Source organism: Bacillus cereus group sp. BfR-BA-01310 (assembly GCF_022664325.1).
Taxonomy (GTDB): Bacteria; Bacillota; Bacilli; order Bacillales; family Bacillaceae_G; genus Bacillus_A; species Bacillus_A paramycoides.
In genome coordinates, this window is sequence record NZ_JAKUHD010000002.1 from 398,789 (window position 1) to 417,797 (window position 19,009).

Sequence of the window (19,009 nt, forward strand, 5' to 3'; positions counted from 1 at the left end):
TGGTAAAATCGTGAATTAGAATGAATCTATCTAGTATCTTTACCAATTATGGGAGCTGTATCCTTCATTATATCGCCAAAATTTATTCATCATTTGTATACATACTTTAAAAACAATATATGTTCTCAAAAAAAGACTGCCAAAACAATTATGTCTCAGCAGTCTTTTTCAATCTATTATAGATCTGTGTACATTGGGAATTTGCTCGTTAACGCCTCTACACGTTTACGTGCTTCTTCTAATGCAGCTTCATTCTCATGATTTTTTAATGTATGAGCAATAATTGCTGCAATCTCATCCATTTCTTCTAAACCGAAACCACGAGATGTTACAGCTGCCGTACCGATACGTACGCCGCTTGTTACAAATGGGCTTGCTGTTTCAAATGGAATTGTATTTTTGTTTACTGTAATACCAACTTCATCTAATACGTGCTCGGCTACCTTACCTGTAATTTCTAAGTTACGAACATCGATCAAGATTAAATGATTGTCTGTTCCACCAGAAACAAGTGTAAGTCCTTCTTTTTGAAGGCCTTCAGCTAAGCGGTTCGCATTGTTGATAATATTTTGTGCATATGTTTTAAAATCATCTTGTAGTGTTTCACCAAATGCAACAGCTTTTGCAGCAATTACGTGCATAAGTGGGCCACCTTGAATACCAGGGAAGATTGATTTATCAATTTGTTTTGCAAATTGCTCTTCACATAAAATCATACCACCACGTGGGCCGCGTAATGTTTTATGTGTTGTTGTTGTAACGAAGTGTGCATGTGGTACTGGGTTTGGATGTAAACCAGCTGCTACTAAACCAGCGATATGTGCCATATCAACCATTAAGTATGCGCCCACTTCATCTGCAATCTCACGGAATCGTTTGAAATCGATAACACGAGGGTATGCACTTGCACCTGCAACGATTAATTTTGGTTTATGTTCTTTCGCTTTTGCTAATACATCATCGTAATTAATACGGTGAGATTCAGCATCCACGCCATATTCTACGAAATTATATTGTACTCCACTGAAGTTAACAGGGCTTCCGTGTGTTAAGTGACCACCATGAGATAAATTCATACCAAGTACTGTATCGCCTTGCTCTAAAATCGTGAAGTATACTGCCATGTTCGCTTGTGCACCAGAATGTGGTTGAACATTTACGTGCTCAGCGCCAAAAATTTCTTTCACGCGATCACGTGCGATATCTTCTACTACGTCTACGTGTTCACAGCCACCATAGTAACGTTTTCCAGGATATCCTTCAGCATACTTATTCGTTAAAACAGAACCTTGCGCCTCCATTACTGCTTCACTTACGAAGTTTTCCGAAGCAATTAACTCAATCTTTGAACGCTGTCTTCCTAGTTCTGCCTCAATTGCAGCAAATACCTTTTCATCTTGACGTTTTAAATGATCCACCAAAATCCCCCTTTTCTGAACGAATTACATCGATTCCCAATAGTTTTTTCTTGTTTTATTCAGAAAAAACGAAAATTCAGGTTGTAATTCTTTCGAACCTTCATGTTTTCAACTACATTCTAACACGACTTTCTATATCATAAAAGAAAAAAAAAGACCGAAATCGGTCTTTTCTTTCTTCTATTATAAGGTCAGACTACATACCTTTTATCTTACGATATAAAGTATTTAGATGACTTTCTATTTTTCTCTTCAACGACACGTCATAGTTTCTTCGTTTGCCGCATAGACGGCACGTGCTCCACCAATTAGTTTCCCACGTGTTTTTGCCATCGTTACATGCGCACTCCCTATTTCCTTCACACTTGTACGAACCGGAACAGCTACATGCTTTAAATGCATACCAATAAATGTATCTCCAATATCCATTCCTGCATCTGCTTTAATAAACTCAATTACTACCGGATCTTTAAAGTTGTGATACGCATACGTCGCTAATGCACCACCTGCTGATCTAACAGGCGTAACTGTTACAATTTCAAATTGATATTTTATCGCTACCTCTTTCTCAACTACTAAAGCACGATTTAAATGCTCGCAACATTGAAAAGCCAATTCAATACCTGTTCGCTCTTGAAATTGTTTTAATTCAGAAAAAATCGCCTCTGCCACTTCCATCGTTCCTGATGTCCCAATTCTTTCACCTAGCACTTCGCTCGTGCTACACCCCACTACAAAAATTTGACCACTTTGTAACGAAGCTTGTTCTTGGAAATCAGAAAGCGATATTTGTAGCTGTTCTCTTACCTTTACGATTTCTGTCATTACGCCTCTTCCTTTCACAGGTTGGTTCACCAAATTATATTTCATACTACGTATAGTTAGAATCTATTACTTTGTTTCGTACGTTTTAATTTTTCCTACGCGGTTTTCGTGACGGCCACCTTCATACTCAGTTGTTAACCAAATTTTTGCGATATCACGCGCTAGGCCAGCTCCAATTACACGCTCGCCCATTGCTAACATGTTGCTGTCATTATGCTCTCTCGTTGCTTTCGCGCTGAAAGTATCGTGAACTAACGCACAACGAATACCATTTACTTTGTTTGCTGCGATCGACATACCAATGCCTGTCCCGCAAACTAAAATGCCGCGATCTACTTCACCATTCGCTACCATTTCTGCTGCTGGAAACGCAAAATCAGGGTAATCAACAGAACCAGCTTCACATTCACAACCTAAATCAATATATTCAATATTTAACTCTTCTAATAAACTTACAAGTTCTTTACGGATATTCATACCGCCGTGATCAGATGCTACTACTACTTTCATTTTTACCCCTCCAAAGTTTCAATCAATTATCTTCATTTCACACTCGCTACCTTAATGGAACAAAGTGATCTCCAATATCGTATTATACACGAAACATCAACCTTCTGAATGTTTTTTCAGTAAAGTTTGTACAAGTTTTTCCATCTCTTCTAACGTTTCTTTATAAATAGAAAGTGATCCTCCAAATGGATCTGAAATATCCTTACTTATTCCCTCAGTTAATCCATATAATGTATCCAATTTCTTTTCAACACTCGGATAATGCCCAAATACAATTTGCTTATGATTTTCCGTCATCGTTACTACAATATCCGCCCAATCAAGCAAAGTTTCGTTCACCTGCTGCGAAGCATGATCTATTGAAATTCCTTTTTCAGCTAAAGCTTCCTTCGCATGTATCGATGCATCGCTTCCAGGATAGGCGAAAACACCAGCCGATTGCACTTCAAATTTCCCTTCTCCATAATGACGAAGCAAAGCCTCAGCCATCGGACTACGGCATGTATTTCCAGTGCAAACAAATAACACTCGTTTCATCTAAACCCACCCCTTCTCTCCTGTTTCCTACCATTTATCATAACGTACATTAGAATAGAACAAAAGAAATGTGAATATACAAAAAGCGCATTTTTCTTATATTTTTTCTAAGAAAAATGCGCCTTATCCACATATATGTGAAACCCTATTTCCAAGTGCCTAGAGTATTTTAACATACATAATGAACATACTACAAAACAAAAAAAGGAATCCATTTCATATGAAACGGATTCCTTCTATACAATAATTATTTCATTGTAACTTTCATTACTTCTGTTGATCCTTTTGTAGCTGTTACACCTACAGTTGTCTTAATAGACTCAGTTGCATCTGTGTTTGTAATAACGATTGGAGTAATTGTGCTCTTCGCTTTTTCACGGATTAATTCTAAGTCGAATGAGATTAACTTATCTCCAGCTTTTACAGCTTGTCCTTCAGAAACGTGAGCTTCGAAACCTTCGCCTTCCATTTTAACAGTTTCTAATCCAACGTGAATTAAAATTTCTGTACCATTCTTTGTTTTAATTCCAATAGCATGTTTTGTGTGGAATAATTGTACGATTTCACCATCAACTGGAGATACAACTACACCTTCAGTAGGATCGATTGCAACACCGTCACCCATCATACGACCAGCGAATACTGGATCTGGTACTTCTTCAATATTTTTCACTGCTCCAGTTAATGGAGCTACGATTGTTTCTTCATTTGTTTTTGAACCAAAACCGAATAATTTTTTAAACATAGGATAGTCCTCCTTATAATTTACCTAAAGTTTATAGGGCAATCTCTATTAAAGATCGGATACATGTAAGACTTCATACCTCGAAAGTTATACTGTAAAAACGCTTTCGAAATAAATTACGTCATTACTAATAGACTCTTATTGTAGCTCTTTGCAAAATTCCAGTCAATTCTGATTGTCTGAATAGCAATAAGAAAGTTAACTTCTACTTATATTTTCTCTTTTTTTCGCTCGCCTGTCTAGAGGTCTTTACTACATTTTATCTTTTGTTGTTAATTTGTAAAATTTTTTTCGTTTTTTTGTTGAAATTCACTTGACTAAAGTAAGTAACTATTTTATTATTACTTACATAAGATAAGTAAATAACTTTTAGGGGGTTTTAAAATGATGGATATCGGTCTTCTTATTATTCGTCTTATTATAGGAATTACATTCATGGGTCATGGTGCCCAAAAATTATTTGGTTGGTTTGGCGGTTACGGTTTGAAAGGAACAGGTGGCTGGATGGAATCAATCGGTTTACGCCCTGGTGTATTTATGGCCTTTATGGCTGGCGCAACTGAATTACTAGGTGGATTCTTATTTGCATCAGGTATTTTCACTGCAATTGGTTCATTATTTATCGTCGGAACAATGTTAATGGCAATCTTCACTGTTCATGGAAAAAATGGTTACTGGGTAACACAAGACGGATTTGAATACAATTTAATGTTAATCGCTGTTGCTGTTGGTGTGGCTTTAATCGGACCTGGTGCATACGTTTTACTTTAATTTTTATCTCGATTTCAAGATTCTTTAAACGGAACTTACTTCATTACGATTGAAGTAAGTTCTTTTTATGTAACAAAATATTATTTTCAGCAGGAGTTTCCCCCTGCTATCTTGTAAACAAACAATAAGCATTCATATTTAGAAAGGGGATTACGAACATGTTATCCATTAACCCAAACGAACAAACCGAAAAAGATAATTATAAATTATTAACGGGAAGTATTATTCCGCGGCCTGTTGCATTCGTTACTTCTGTAACTAAAGATGGCGTATTAAACGGCGCACCATATAGTTATTTCAATATCGTTGCTGCCAATCCACCACTTATCTCGGTTTCGGTACAACGAAAAGAAGGAAAACCGAAAGACACTTCCCGAAACGCAATAGAAAAAGGGGAATTTGTCGTACATATTTCTGATGAATCTTACATAGAAGCGATCAACGAAACAGCAGCCAACCTACCTCCTGATGAAAGTGAAATCAAATTAGCAAAACTAACACCTATCGACAGCGATGTCATTTCTGTACCAGGGGTGAAAGAAGCAAACATTCGAATGGAATGCATATTAGAACGCGCTATACCGCTCGGCGGAACCGACGACTCTCCAGCTTGTGATTTACTAATCGGTCGCGTCGTTCGTTTCCATGTTGCAGAGCACTTATACGAAAACGGCCGCATTCACGCCGAAGAACTAAAACCAGTAAGCCGCCTAGCAGGACACAACTACGCAAAACTAGGAGAACAATTTGAATTAGTAAGGCCACTTTAAAAGTGGCAGGGGCCCGATTAGCTCTGACCAGCTAAGGTCTTCTCGCACAAAAGGTGCTTTTTGCCTTGAGTAGCGGAGGTTCTTAGATGCGAAGAGCTAGCCACTGGAACTGGATATATTTAAAAGCGGCAGCGGCTCGTTCAGAATGGGAGGAGGATGGAGCTTCTGACGTAGAGGCGCTTTTTGCCTCGTAGGAAGACGCGAAGCCACCGACCATTCTAGCCACTGAAGCTGGATATATTTAAAAGCGGCAGCGGCTCGTCCACTTCCATCATCCAAACATAAAATCCCCCGCTTTTTAGCGGGGGATTTTTTCACTGCAATTCTTCGTTCTTCTCCTCTAATGCAGGTAATTTCTCTTTTTTCGATTTACCAAGCTTTATAACAAAGAAATATAAAGAAAGTAATGTGATAAGGAAAACAATTAAAAATGGATACGGTGAATAAAACGCACGTGCCGCCTCAGATTTTCCTGCAACAAATTTTAATGACTCAATATCTAAAAACTCAGCAAACATTTGTACACCGAGCATACTAAACCAAAAAACAAAAAAACTAATAATAATACCAAAAACTTGTTTTAATCTCGTCATTTGTAACACCCTTTCTATATTTGCGGAGTATTGTATTCAAGTGTACAGAAAGGAATTATCTTACCATTCACGAATCAATTTAATCCAACCTAAAACCGCAATTTGCAAAACAATGCCCCAAATGATAAGCCTACGTAACCATCTTGGAAAAAGGGTTATACATACGACATACCATTTTAGCAACCTATATAATTTTCCACCCTCATATGAAAATTATATAGGAAAAAGAAGATATAATCCAAACCCAACAAGAATAATACCACCTACTATTTCACCATATATACCAAGCATACCTTTCGCATGTCTACCGATTAATAAACCAATCCACGCTAACAACATGCTAATAAATCCAAAAAGTAATATGGTAATAATCGTCTGCGCTCCGTAAATTCCAAGACTAAGGCCTACCGAAAAACTATCTATACTGACACCAAATGCAAATACAAATAAACTAATTCCAATTGGGGCAGTTCTATTCTCTTCACCTTCTAAAATAGACGAATATACAATATAAAATCCTAGTCCAATTAATAAAATGGCTCCTGCAAAATTCGCAACATCCCCATACCTCTCTGATAGAAAACGTCCTAATATCATTCCGATAAATGGCATGATAATATGAAATATCCCTATCGTCATACCGATATAAAGGATTTGTCTTAACTTTAATGTCACCATCCCCATACCGAGGCTCACCGAAAATGCATCCATCCCTAAGGCGAACGCCATAATTATTAAAGGTATTAGCTGTTCAAGCGTCATTCATGTCCCTCCTCGGACGTGCTACTTCACAATATGCTTATCCAAGGAGAAATATTCTGTTTGGTAAAGGCACATTATCATTCAGTGATAATATGATGCCCTGCCGCTTTTGTTAACCGATTCATAATTGCATTTCCAATTCCTTCATTAGGGAATGACTCACTAAAAATAACATCCACTTCACTTGCATCAAACGTTCTAAGCACATCATATAATTTAGTCGCAACGCTAGCTAAATCACTTCGCATACCACAAGATAATACAACATCTGCACTATACACATGCTGATACTCTTCCGTCGTTAATACACCTACTTTAAGTCCTTCTTTCTTTTTCTCATCCACAAGGCGTTGAATAAACTTACGTGATCCCTCAACAATACTAAGTGGTGCTTTCGGTGCATAATGTGTATATTTCATTCCAGGTGATTTTGGCTTTTCTTTTTCATCCTTTAAGGCTGGGTCCAAAGAAACAGTACCTATCACCGCTTCCAATTGTTCCTTCGTAATTCCACCTGGACGTAAAATTGTCGGAACTGTGCTCGTACAATCAATTACAGTTGATTCGACGCCTACTCCTGTTGCCCCGCCATCAACGATACCAGCAATTTTCCCATTTAAATCTTCATACACGTGAGAAGCTAACGTTGGGCTTGGACGTCCTGAACGATTCGCACTCGGTGCTGCAACAGGTACATTTGCCTCTTCAATTAGAGCAAGTGCTACTGGATGATCAGGCATCCTTACTCCGACTGTATTCAGCCCTGCCGTAACCTTCTCTGAAATCCCTTCTTTTCTAGGTAAAATGATTGTTAATGGTCCTGGCCAGAAATGTTCCATTAATGTTTCTGCAACCGGCGGAATTTCTCTTACAATGCCATCTAACTGCGATTTTGTGCCTATGTGGACAATCAGTGGATTATCACTCGGTCTCCCTTTTGCTTCAAAAATTTTCGCTATCGCTTCATCGTCCATTGCGTTCGCCCCTAACCCATATACTGTTTCTGTCGGGAAGGCCACCGCTTCATTTTCTTTTAATAATCTCGCTGCTTCTTTTAATTGTGGATAATATTTTTTTCTTTCCACAACATTATCCACAACCCACATATTTGTATGCATTTTTTTCCACGTCCTTTTCTACCATGAAATACTTGTCTATTTTTAGTTTACTATGAGATTTATCCAAAAGACAAACAAGGTTTATCCACAAAATGTGGATAAACCTAATTAATCCGTGGATAACTTTGTGAATAGCTGACAATTTAGTATTATTGCATTCGGCTCTTTTATATTTTTACAAAAGTGTTCTAACTGTCGAATCCCCTCTGGTACTTTCTCTTTCTCTATAGTGACAAAGTCAAAAAACTGAAAGATCGTCACAGATTGTGGATGATTTGTGAGTAAGTACAATTGTCGAATATTTTTTTCTTTCATATACTGCAAAAACATTTCAAAAAAATATAGGAAAGTCTGTTTATCCACATTAGGTGTGAATAAACAAGAACGAATAAGCACATTTCCCTCGCTTTGTTCATACCCAATTACAGCTCGTATTTCTCCCGCCTCTTCTAAAATCATAAATTGTGCGTACAACTCATTTATTTTATCATCTTTTTTATTAGCTTGTCCGAAAAAAGAATGCAAGCTTTCCACATCTGCTTTTGTAGCAAAATACACCTTCTTCATAATACATCCCTCCTCATATTTATATATGCGAAGGGATTTAGAAATATTATTATTTAGAGAATAAAGATGTGAAAGCTTCTACAATAAATAATTTCACCTTTGGTTTTTCTTCTTCCTCTTCTACTTTTACATACTCATTTTGTTTTTCTTGTTTTTTCTCCACTTTTTCCACAGTTTTTGTTTCTTCTTTACTTACAGGCTGTTCTTCTACTTGCGTTTCATTTTTTACAACTTTCTTTTCTTGGGCTGTTACTTTTTTCGTTACCTCTTGTTTTACTACTTTCGTTTCTTTTATTTCAGCCTCTTTTTTCTTTGGAGCTTCTGCTTCCGCTTCATCCTCTTCCGGTTGTTTCACCTGCTTCTCTTCAGGAGATTCAGCTTTCACAACATGTTCTTCTTTCCTTACAGCCGTACCACTCGAAAAATCTAAGAAACACATTGGAGGAAATAGCACACACCACCAGTTTGCACCTTCACCTTTTCCAATTGTAATAAGCACCGCTTCATATTCTCCTGCTGGATAAATAAAATTCCCATATACCTTTGTGGGAAACTTCACATTCTTATCGAATTTCACTTGAAACGCCTCTTTACTTCCTTCCCTTTTCAGCGTATTCGCCACTGTCTTTTCAATTTCTGGAATATGGCTTTGAATTACTTTTCGAGCCTCTTCAAATGACGTTAAATCCGCTACCCATCCATCAATTTGCGCTTTTACTTCATCACGTACTTTACGTTTTAACGCCTGATCTTTCTCTGAATCACTATTAGCTAAAATACGTAATCGAACGGCCTCTTTCGGAATAACAGCAGGCCCTTTTGCATCAGCTTTCATATATCCAAACTGCACAAGTAACTGTGCACCAATTAGTAATAAAAGAAAATAAGCAATAACTTGTTTTTTCATTTCCTCCACCGTCCCCTCTAGAAACAGTGTGGACAGACTTTCATCTTTCTAAACTATTAAATTCAAAATCTATATGAATTTTTGTAACTACTCGGCCACTCTATGAAAAACCGACAGAAAAGCATTTTTTTAAATGTTCGAGAAGGACTGGCTATGTATAGGAGCGGTCAGGGCCTTTTCCTGCCACACGCGTAAAGTTTTAAAACAAAGAAAGGTAGTAAGCAAGGTGTGGGTCCATTTTTATCTTCATGGCAGCAATCTATATGCTGAAAAATGAAAATAACTTTCTATAGGTAATAAGGGGCGTATTTTCGCTGGAATAATACTTCTTACCAAACTTCTGAATGAAATGTATGGCTGAGTAGTTCCGAACTTTTTATACAAAAAATAGAGTAAGGCTTATGCCTTACTCTATTTCTGCAAATACCATGCGATCTTTTCCATTGATATCAAATACAACTTCAACCTGAGCGTGTGGGAAAGTTTGCTGTAATAACATCTTTACATCTTCACCTTGTCCTACACCAATTTCAAATGCCACAATCGCTTTTTTCTGTAATACGTTCGGCAATTCCTCCATAAAACGACGATAGAAATCCAGTCCATCTTCGCCGCCAACAAGTGCACGCTTCGGCTCATGGTCCTTCACAACAGTAGAAAGGCCACGCCAATCTTCCTCTGGTATGTAAGGAGGATTAGAAACAACGACATCTAACTTCTGATCTGTTTCATAAAATGGCGATAGTAAATCACCGTGATAGAAAGTTACTTCTGCTCCTAAAGTTTTTGCATTTTCTTTTGCAACTTCAATCGACTCCTGTGCAATATCTACCGTATACACATGAAGATTTTTATTTTCTAAAGCGAGCGTAATAGAAATCGCTCCACTACCTGTTCCGATATCTGCTACGTGAAGCTCCTCATTACCAAAATGACGCTCAATTCTCTCTAGCACTCCAACTATAAGTTCCTCTGTTTCTGGTCTTGGTATCAATACCTCTTCATTTACAAAGAATGATCTACCATAAAACATTTCATAACCGATCATATATTGAATTGGAATACCTTCTACATGCTTGTGGATAAATTTCGCAAAACTTGTCTCTTGTTCCGCAGTTATTTCTTCACGCATATTCATGAGCAATCCTGTTCTGTTCGTCTTTAATACATGACAAAGGACAATTTCTCCCGCATTTTCATCTCGTCCATTTTCCTGTAAAAAAGAAGAAGCCCATTTCAGGGCTTCATAGACACGCATTACTCAGCTGCCTCCATCTTTTGCGCCTGATCTTCCATCACTAAGGCATTGATGAAATCATCTAACTTACCTTGTAGGATTTGATCTAGCTTTTGAATCGTTAAACCGATTCGATGGTCTGTAACACGGTTTTGCGGGAAGTTATACGTACGAATACGCTCTGAACGATCTCCCGTACCAACAGCTTGTTTACGGTTTTGATCATACTCAGCTTGCGCTTCTTGTCTAAACTTATCATAAACACGTGCGCGTAATACTTTCATCGCTTTTTCTTTATTCTTAATTTGTGATTTCTCATCCTGACAAGATACAACTACACCAGTTGGTAAATGCGTTAAGCGTACCGCTGACATCGTTGTATTAACGCTTTGTCCACCAGGACCACTAGAAGCGAACGTATCAACACGAACATCTTTTTCATGAATATTAATTTCTACTTCTTCCGCCTCTGGTAACACAGCTACCGTTGCTGTAGACGTATGAATACGCCCACCAGATTCCGTTTCAGGAACACGTTGTACACGGTGAGCACCATTCTCGAATTTCAGCTTCGCGAAAGCACCTTTACCGTTAATCATAAAGATAATCTCTTTATATCCACCTAACTCTGTATAGCTCGCTTCGATAATTTCAGTTTTCCAACCTTGCACCTCAGCATAACGGCTATACATACGATATAAATCACCAGCAAATAAAGCTGCCTCGTCACCACCAGCAGCACCTCGAACCTCAACGATAACGTTTTTATCATCATTAGGGTCTTTTGGAACAAGTAAAATTTTCAGACGTTCTGATAATGTTTTCTCTTGTCCTTCTAATTCAGAAACCTCTTCTTTTACCATGTCACGCATATCAGCGTCTAACTTATCTTCTAACATTGCTTTTGCATCTCTTAATTGCTCACGAACATCTTTATACTCACGGTACACCTCTACCGTTTCCTGCATATCAGATTGTTCCTTTGAATACTCACGAAGCTTATTTGTATCGCTAATAACCTCTGGGTCACTTAACAATTCATTTAACTTCTCATAACGATCTTCTACAGCTTGCAAACGATCTAACACACCATTCACCTCTACATCCTAGTATCTAATACAAATAGTATATGGTACTTAATCAAAAAAACGCAAATTATATTTAAAAGCGCAAGCGGCTTGCTCAGAATGGGAGGAGGTTGGAGCTTCTGACAGAGAGGCGCTCTTTGCCTCGTAGGAAGAAGTGAAACCACTGACCATTCTAGCCGCTGGAGCTAGATAATATTTAAAAGTGCAGGCGGCTCACTCAGAATCGCAGGGCATTGGAGCTCTCGACCTTGAAGCGCTTTTTGCTTCGAGCGAGAGAGCGAAATGACCGGAGATTCTAGCCGCTGGAGCTAGATAATATATTTAAAAGTGCAGGTGGCTTATTCAGCTCTGACCAGCTAAGGTTCTTTCGCCCTAAAGGTGCTTTTTACCTTTCGGGCGGAAGGTTCTTAGATGCGAAGAGCTAGCCACCAATCTTCATCTATTTTCGAAAAAAACCCGCTCTACATAGCGAGTTTCATTTATCTTTGTTTTGTAGGTACTGCATGACAATGACGACAACGTGGTTCATACGATTCTGAAGCCCCAACTAAAATGATCGGATCATCAAATGCCGCTGGTTCTCCATCAATTAAACGTTGCGTACGACTTGCTGGAGATCCGCATTCAGAACAAACTGCCTGCAATTTAGTTACATGTTCAGCAATCGCCATCAGCTGAGGAACTTGTCCAAATGGTAGACCACGGAAATCTTGGTCTAATCCGGCTACAATGACACGATAGCCACGATTTGCCAATATTTGCACCACTTCCACAATGTCCCCATCAAAAAATTGCACCTCATCGATTGCAATAACATCCATTTCTTCTGTTACATGATTAAATATATCTTTTGAAGCTGAAACAGGAACTGCTTTAACCTTTAATCCATTATGTGATACAACATCTTCTTCACTATAACGATTATCAATACATGGTTTAAATACAATTGCATGTTGTTTCGCAAATTGTGTACGGCGCACACGGCGGATGAGCTCTTCTGATTTTCCAGAAAACATACTCCCGCAAATCACTTCAATCCAACCATTTTGATTCATTAAGTACATTGAGCTCTCCTTTCATCTACTTTCCTAATCCAAAGTAGGGTAAAGGTTTAATATTTTCGCAAAAAAAACAGACAAGCGAATACATACACTTGCCTGTTTTATGTTCTTTATTACTTAATACCGTATTTCTTATTGAAGCGGTCAACACGTCCGTCTGCAGTAGCAAACTTCTGACGTCCAGTGTAGAATGGGTGAGAATCAGAACTGATCTCAATTTTTAGTAATGGATAAGTGTTACCATCTTCCCACTCAACAGTTTCGCTAGAGCCTTTAGTAGACCCGCTTAAGAATTTGAAGCCTGTGTTCGTGTCCATAAATACAACTTTATTGTAATTTGGATGGATTCCTGCTTTCATTCTTTTCATCTCCTTCCGCCCTGAATCATTTTCGAAACAGAGTTTTTCATCTTCAGCTGCTTACACAACTATATTGATGAAACACATATGATGAAATTATAACAAGGCTAACTCCATTTTGCAACTACCTGTTTTTGTCTTTTTAAAATTAAAGCGGAGGTGGCTCGTTCAGCTCTGACTAGCTAAGGTTCTCTCACCCCAAATATGAGTTTCATCTCAAAAACCGAAATTATTTCCATATATTACTCTCTCTAATATTCCCTTAAAAACATAAAAAACTCGCTTACTACGACATAAGCGAGTCCCAATCTTTTCCCTTTACTTAGTTGTTACATATCTTTTTGAGTCTGCAACAATGTTTTGTAAAAATTCTTCATTTGTCTTTGTTTGACGAAGTTTACGTAAGAAACTTTCAACAAAGTCTGGTGTATCACGCATTGTTTTACGAATACCCCACAGCTTGTCTAAATGTTCTTTCGGAATTAATAGGTCTTCTTTACGCGTACCAGAGCGACGAATATCAATCGCCGGGAAGATACGACGCTCAGCTAATGAGCGATCTAAGTGAAGTTCCATATTTCCAGTTCCTTTAAACTCCTCATAAATTACATCATCCATACGAGATCCTGTATCAACAAGCGCTGTTGCTAAAATCGTTAAGCTACCGCCCTCTTCAATATTACGTGCCGCTCCGAAGAAACGCTTCGGTCTATGAAAAGCAGCTGGATCAATACCACCTGATAGAGTTCTACCACTTGGCGGAATAACAAGGTTGTAAGCACGCGCTAAACGGGTAATACTATCCATTAAAATGACAACGTCTTTTTTATGCTCTACAAGACGCATTGCACGCTCTAATACAAGCTCAGCTACTTTAATATGATTTTCTGGTACTTCATCAAAAGTAGAGCTTACAACATCACCTTTAACAGAACGTTCAATATCTGTTACTTCCTCTGGACGCTCATCAATTAAAAGTACAATTAATTCTGCTTCCGGATGGTTTGTTGTAACACTATGTGCAATTTCTTTTAACAGACTTGTTTTACCAGCCTTTGGAGGCGCGACAATTAAACCACGTTGTCCAAATCCAACTGGTGCGATTAAATCCATGATGCGTGTCGGTAACTTTTTCGTTTCCGTTTCCAATTTCATTTGGCGATCTGGGTATAACGGTGTTAATGCAGGGAAATGTACACGCTCTTTTGCTGATTCTGGATCATCTCCGTTTACAGCTTCAACTTGTAATAATCCAAAATAGCGTTCATTTTCTTTCGGAGGTCGTACTTTACCAGAAACCTTATCTCCATTACGTAAATCGAAACGACGAATTTGCGAAGCTGAGATATAAATATCTTCTGAGCTTGGAGAATAGTTGATAGGACGTAAAAATCCAAATCCTTCTGATTGAATAATTTCTAATACGCCTTCCATGAAAAAGAAACCTTCTTTTTCTGCTCGAGCTTTTAAGATAGCGAAGATTAGCTCTTTTTTCGTTAACTTGCTATAATACGAAATCTTAAATTCTTTCGCAAGCTCGTATAACTCTTTTAATTTCATGTTTTCTAATGCTGCAATTGACAAATTCATTCAGACACCACACTTTAACGTTATTCTCTTTTCACATGGGTAAAGGGAAAAAATACGGAGGGCAAATAAATAATAATGAAAGGCAATAAGTTCAAGTAGGTAATATTCACTATTGTAACCCTTTTATCTAGTTTTAATCAATACGTTGAAACACAAATACAAGAAGCGAAGACAAGAAAATTTGTCTTCGCTTTTTATATTTCTTTCTTTTTTCTACTCATCTTATTTTAAGGAAGGATAGATAAGCCATTTCTGCCTTTATTTAATCCAGCTTCAGCAGCTAGAATGGTCGGTGGCTTCGCGTCTTCCTACGAGGCAAAAAGCACCTCTACGTCAGAAGCTCCATCCCCCTCCCATTCTGAACGAGCTGCTTACGCTTTTTATTTAATAACCAGGTTCGGTTTTTTATTTAAGCTATGGCGTCCGTCTACGAAGCGTACTGTGCCTGATTTTGCACGCATAACAAGGGATTGTGTTGTTCCGACGCTACCTTTAAATTGAACGCCGCGTAATAGTTCTCCGTCTGTTACACCTGTTGCTGCAAAGATTGCATCGTCGCCTTTTACTAAGTCTTCCATACGAAGGATGCGATTTATATCGCCAATGCCCATTTTTTTACAACGCGCTAATTCAGCTTCGTTTTGTGGTAAGAGCTTTCCATGAATTTCTCCACCTAAGCATTTTAATGCAACTGCAGCTAATACACCTTCAGGTGCTCCACCAGAACCGAATAGAATATCTACACCTGTACGGTCAAATGCTGTATTGATCGCTCCAGCTACATCTCCATCGTTGATTAATTTAATACGAGCACCAGCTTTACGAATTTCTTCGATAATTGCTTGATGACGTGGACGGTTTAAAACCGTTGCTACAACATCTTCAATATCTTTATTTTTCGCTTTCGCAACGGCACGTAAGTTGTCGATAATAGGTGCGTCGATATCAACCGCCCCAACTGCTTCTGGGCCAACCGCGATTTTATCCATGTACATGTCAGGAGCATGTAACAAATTACCGTGATCTGCAATTGCAATAACAGCAAGTGCATTCCATCCGCCCGCTGCTACGATGTTTGTCCCTTCTAAAGGATCAACCGCAACGTCTACGCGTGGTCCATACCCTGTACCTAATTTCTCTCCGATATATAGCATTGGTGCTTCATCCATTTCACCTTCGCCAATTACAACTGTACCTTTCATCGGAACTGTATCAAATACATCACGCATAGCTGATGTCGCTGCACCATCTGCTTCATCTTTTTTTCCGCGTCCCATCCAACGCGCTGATGATAATGCTGCAGCCTCTGTTACACGTACTAACTCCATAGATAAACTTCTTTCCACGATAATCCCTCTCCTTTAAGTCTGTATATTTCTGCCGTATTTTGTGAACCGTGTTTTTCTATAAAGTGATACTTCCGCCAATAGTGATTCTTCGCTCCCCATTAACGGAAGTATCACTTTAAGCGTTCTTCATTTCTTCAATTTCTTGCTTTGTCATTTGTTCTCGCCAAATGTTTGCACCAAGCCCTTTAAGCTTGTCTACTATATTTTCGTACCCTCGATCAATATGCTCAAGTCCCGTTACTTCTGTAATGCCATCTGCCATTAAACCAGCAATAACAAGGGATGCTCCAGCTCGTAAGTCACTCGCTTTCACCTTCGCACCTTGTAATAAAACAGGTCCAGTCACAATTGCCGAACGGCCTTCTACTTTAATTTGCGCGTTCATACGGCGCAGTTCATCAATATGCTTGAAACGTGCGCCGTAAATTGTATCAGTTACAACTCCTGTTCCATGCGCTTTTGTTAAAAGCGTTGTAAACGGCTGTTGTAAATCTGTTGGAAACCCTGGATATACTAGCGTTTTTACATCAACTACTTTTAACCTTCTATTGCCGTTCACTGTAATTTGGTCATCATTCGTTTCAACTTGAACACCAGCTTCTCTTAGCTTCGCAGTAACTGATTCTAAATGCTGAGGAATAACATTATCAACTGTTACTTCTCCTCCTGACGCTGCCCCTAAAACCATATACGTACCAGCTTCAATACGATCTGGAATGATAGTATGGTGACAACCGTGTAAAGAATCTACACCATCAATTCGGATTACATCTGTACCAGCGCCTTTAATGCGCGCGCCCATACTTGTTAACAATGTAGCTACATCAATAATCTCTGGTTCCTTCGCAGCATTTTCAATAACAGTTCTACCTTTCGCTCGTACAGCCGCTAGCATAATATTAATCGTCGCTCCTACACTAACAACATCTAAATAAATACGCGCTCCACGTAGTTCATCTGCTCTTAAATAAATGGCACCTTGTTCATTGGTAACATGTGCACCTAATGCTTCAAAACCTTTAATATGCTGATCAATCGGTCTCGGCCCTAAATGACATCCACCAGGAAGCCCAATAACAGCTTTTTTAAAACGGCCAAGCATTGCCCCCATTAAGTAATACGAGGCGCGCAATTTTTTCACTTTTCCATTTGGTAAAGGCATCGCAACCATGTTAGAAGGATCTACTACCATCTCTTCCTCCTGCCCATATGTTACTTTCCCTCCAATTTCCTCGAGTAAGTCTCCTAACATTTTCACATCCGAAATATTAGGAACGCCACCAATAGTTACTGGAGTATCCGCTAAAATCGTCGCTGGAATTAGTGCAACAGCACTGTTCTTTGCACCACTCACACGAATTGTTCCATTTAAAGCTCTTCCGCCTTCAATTAGCAATTTTTCCATATTGAGCTCCCTTCTTGTGAATGTATTTACCTTCTACTTCTTTATAAGAATAAGTAGAAGATTCCCCTTAAGAATCTCAATCACTCTTTCCACCCTAAAACTCAATAAGTAGAAAACCATCACCTGTAGCTCCCCTGTAGTACAAATAGGTGAAGATTAACTATTCATCGAATCAAATTCATCAATTCAGATACTTATCACATTTATTAATAGGACTATGCACATTATTTTCTATATTTACAGACTAAAAATTCACTTTATAAAATCTTTAGACTTGTTCACGCTTTCATTATACAACGAAAGGAAACCGTCTAAAAGACTAGACGGTTTCCAAAACGGAATTTTATTCTTACGCTTTACCGTTAGAACCGAACTCACGCATTTTACCAGCAACAGTTGCTTTGATAGCGTCGCGGCCAGGTCCAATAAATTTACGAGGATCATAAACTTCTTGGTCTTTGTTTAATACTTCACGAACAGCTTTTGTAAACTCAATTTGGTTCTCAGTGTTTACGTTGATTTTTGAAGTACCTAAAGAAATAGCTTTTACGATATCAGCAGTTGGGATACCAGTACCACCGTGTAATACTAAAGGTACGCCAGTGAAGTCACGAACTTGTTCCATTTCAGCGAATCCTAAGTTAGGCTCACCTTTGTAAGGACCATGTACAGAACCTAAAGCTGGAGCTAGGCAATCGATACCTGTTGCTTCAACAAGGTGCTTACACTCTGCAGGATCAGCGTAAATTACGCCTTCAGCGATTACGTCGTCTTCTTGTCCGCCAACTGTTCCAAGCTCAGCTTCAACAGATACGTTACGAGCGTGTGCGTATTCTACTACTTTTTTAGTAGTTTCAACGTTTTCTTCGAATGGGTGGTGAGAAGCGTCGATCATTACAGATGTGAAACCTGCATCGATTGCTTCTTTACATTTTTCGAAGCTTGAACCGTGGTCAAGGTGAATCGCTACAGGAACAGTGATGTTCATTTCTTCGATTAAAGCTTTAACCATAGCTACAACTGTTTTGAAACCAGTCATATGACGAGCTGCACCCTCAGATACACCTAGGATTACAGGAGATTTTTCTTCTTCCGCAGCAGCTAAGATAGCTTGAGTCCACTCTAAGTTGTTCATGTTGAATTGACCAACTGCGTATTTTCCTTCTAGTGCTTTGTTTAGCATTTCTTTCATAGAAACTAAAGGCATGGTGAATCCTCCTAAAAAACGTTTTTTGTATCCGATAAGTTCTTATCGCTGGTAGTATGACCAGAATAAGGTAAAATATGTATATCTACATACCGGACTTTTTTCTACACTCAATAGGATAACAACTTGTACTCAAAAACTCAACTGTATTCACCTGCTCAATAGTCCATGTAAACGCTTTTTTCCATAT

General features: G+C 38.6%; 20 protein-coding genes. 2 read left to right on the forward strand and 18 right to left on the reverse strand.

Going from position 1 to position 19,009, the window contains the following annotated elements:
• Positions 1 to 176: 176 nt before the first annotated feature.
• The 5 genes from glyA to MR109_RS07110 all read right to left on the reverse strand — a co-directional run bounded on the left by glyA (position 177) and on the right by MR109_RS07110 (position 4,035).
• Positions 177 to 1,418, reverse strand: coding sequence for a serine hydroxymethyltransferase (gene glyA / locus MR109_RS07090; RefSeq protein ID WP_002174352.1), 1,242 nt, complete (start codon positions 1,416 to 1,418; stop codon positions 177 to 179).
• Positions 1,419 to 1,670: 252 nt separating this feature from the next.
• Positions 1,671 to 2,288: a TIGR01440 family protein gene (locus MR109_RS07095; protein ID WP_242271517.1), complete on the reverse strand. Its 618-nt coding sequence runs from the start codon at positions 2,286 to 2,288 to the stop codon at positions 1,671 to 1,673.
• A 21-nt stretch (positions 2,289 to 2,309) separates the two neighbouring features.
• Positions 2,310 to 2,753, reverse strand: a complete 444-nt coding sequence (gene rpiB, locus MR109_RS07100; RefSeq protein ID WP_002174354.1) for a ribose 5-phosphate isomerase B — start codon at positions 2,751 to 2,753, stop codon at positions 2,310 to 2,312.
• Positions 2,754 to 2,849: 96 nt separating this feature from the next.
• Positions 2,850 to 3,290, reverse strand: a complete 441-nt coding sequence (locus tag MR109_RS07105) for a low molecular weight protein arginine phosphatase (protein WP_098305867.1) — start codon at positions 3,288 to 3,290, stop codon at positions 2,850 to 2,852.
• A 247-nt stretch (positions 3,291 to 3,537) separates the two neighbouring features.
• Positions 3,538 to 4,035: a PTS sugar transporter subunit IIA gene (locus MR109_RS07110; RefSeq protein ID WP_002174356.1), complete on the reverse strand. Its 498-nt coding sequence runs from the start codon at positions 4,033 to 4,035 to the stop codon at positions 3,538 to 3,540.
• Between the two features lie 384 nt (positions 4,036 to 4,419).
• Here MR109_RS07110 and MR109_RS07115 point away from each other — a divergent pair, with 384 nt between their 5' ends.
• Together MR109_RS07115 and MR109_RS07120 are read left to right on the forward strand one after the other, a co-directional pair.
• Complete coding sequence (locus tag MR109_RS07115) at positions 4,420 to 4,806, forward strand: DoxX family protein (protein WP_002174357.1); 387 nt, start codon at positions 4,420 to 4,422, stop codon at positions 4,804 to 4,806.
• Between the two features lie 158 nt (positions 4,807 to 4,964).
• A complete protein-coding gene (locus MR109_RS07120; RefSeq protein ID WP_002174358.1) occupies positions 4,965 to 5,576 on the forward strand; it encodes a flavin reductase family protein in 612 nt (203 codons plus the stop codon).
• A gap of 314 nt (positions 5,577 to 5,890) precedes the next feature.
• On the opposite strand, the gene MR109_RS07125 is transcribed toward MR109_RS07120, so the two are convergent.
• The 13 genes from MR109_RS07125 to MR109_RS07185 form a co-directional block, all read right to left on the reverse strand.
• The gene (locus tag MR109_RS07125) at positions 5,891 to 6,169 is read right to left on the reverse strand and encodes a DUF3935 domain-containing protein (RefSeq protein WP_002174360.1); all 279 of its coding nucleotides are present in this window, start codon (positions 6,167 to 6,169) and stop codon (positions 5,891 to 5,893) included.
• A 213-nt stretch (positions 6,170 to 6,382) separates the two neighbouring features.
• Positions 6,383 to 6,931, reverse strand: a complete 549-nt coding sequence (locus tag MR109_RS07130) for a manganese efflux pump MntP (RefSeq protein ID WP_002174361.1) — start codon at positions 6,929 to 6,931, stop codon at positions 6,383 to 6,385.
• A 77-nt stretch (positions 6,932 to 7,008) separates the two neighbouring features.
• Positions 7,009 to 8,049 (reverse strand): L-threonylcarbamoyladenylate synthase, encoded by a 1,041-nt coding sequence (locus tag MR109_RS07135; protein ID WP_002174362.1) that lies wholly within the window; start codon positions 8,047 to 8,049, stop codon positions 7,009 to 7,011.
• Positions 8,050 to 8,157: 108 nt separating this feature from the next.
• A complete protein-coding gene (locus MR109_RS07140) occupies positions 8,158 to 8,616 on the reverse strand; it encodes a GNAT family N-acetyltransferase (protein WP_002174363.1) in 459 nt (152 codons plus the stop codon).
• 49 nt (positions 8,617 to 8,665) lie between these two features.
• The gene (spoIIR, locus tag MR109_RS07145; RefSeq protein ID WP_242271520.1) at positions 8,666 to 9,523 is read right to left on the reverse strand and encodes a stage II sporulation protein R; all 858 of its coding nucleotides are present in this window, start codon (positions 9,521 to 9,523) and stop codon (positions 8,666 to 8,668) included.
• A 406-nt stretch (positions 9,524 to 9,929) separates the two neighbouring features.
• Positions 9,930 to 10,781, reverse strand: a complete 852-nt coding sequence (prmC, locus tag MR109_RS07150; RefSeq protein WP_002174365.1) for a peptide chain release factor N(5)-glutamine methyltransferase — start codon at positions 10,779 to 10,781, stop codon at positions 9,930 to 9,932.
• A complete protein-coding gene (gene prfA / locus MR109_RS07155; protein ID WP_002174366.1) occupies positions 10,781 to 11,848 on the reverse strand; it encodes a peptide chain release factor 1 in 1,068 nt (355 codons plus the stop codon). Before prfA ends, prmC begins: the two co-directional genes overlap by 1 nt.
• 479 nt (positions 11,849 to 12,327) lie before the next feature.
• Positions 12,328 to 12,912: a thymidine kinase gene (locus MR109_RS07160; protein ID WP_002174367.1), complete on the reverse strand. Its 585-nt coding sequence runs from the start codon at positions 12,910 to 12,912 to the stop codon at positions 12,328 to 12,330.
• A 110-nt stretch (positions 12,913 to 13,022) separates the two neighbouring features.
• Positions 13,023 to 13,268 carry a type B 50S ribosomal protein L31 gene (locus MR109_RS07165; RefSeq protein WP_000643447.1) on the reverse strand — a complete coding sequence of 82 codons (246 nt, stop codon included), beginning with the start codon at positions 13,266 to 13,268 and terminating at the stop codon, positions 13,023 to 13,025.
• A gap of 318 nt (positions 13,269 to 13,586) precedes the next feature.
• Positions 13,587 to 14,858 carry a transcription termination factor Rho gene (rho, locus tag MR109_RS07170; RefSeq protein WP_002174368.1) on the reverse strand — a complete coding sequence of 424 codons (1,272 nt, stop codon included), beginning with the start codon at positions 14,856 to 14,858 and terminating at the stop codon, positions 13,587 to 13,589.
• Positions 14,859 to 15,238: 380 nt separating this feature from the next.
• The gene (gene glpX / locus MR109_RS07175) at positions 15,239 to 16,204 is read right to left on the reverse strand and encodes a class II fructose-bisphosphatase (protein WP_242271521.1); all 966 of its coding nucleotides are present in this window, start codon (positions 16,202 to 16,204) and stop codon (positions 15,239 to 15,241) included.
• Positions 16,205 to 16,322: 118 nt separating this feature from the next.
• Positions 16,323 to 17,612, reverse strand: a complete 1,290-nt coding sequence (gene murA / locus MR109_RS07180) for a UDP-N-acetylglucosamine 1-carboxyvinyltransferase (protein WP_002174370.1) — start codon at positions 17,610 to 17,612, stop codon at positions 16,323 to 16,325.
• 349 nt (positions 17,613 to 17,961) lie between these two features.
• Complete coding sequence (locus MR109_RS07185) at positions 17,962 to 18,819, reverse strand: class II fructose-bisphosphate aldolase (protein WP_001131852.1); 858 nt, start codon at positions 18,817 to 18,819, stop codon at positions 17,962 to 17,964.
• Positions 18,820 to 19,009 lie beyond the last annotated feature (190 nt).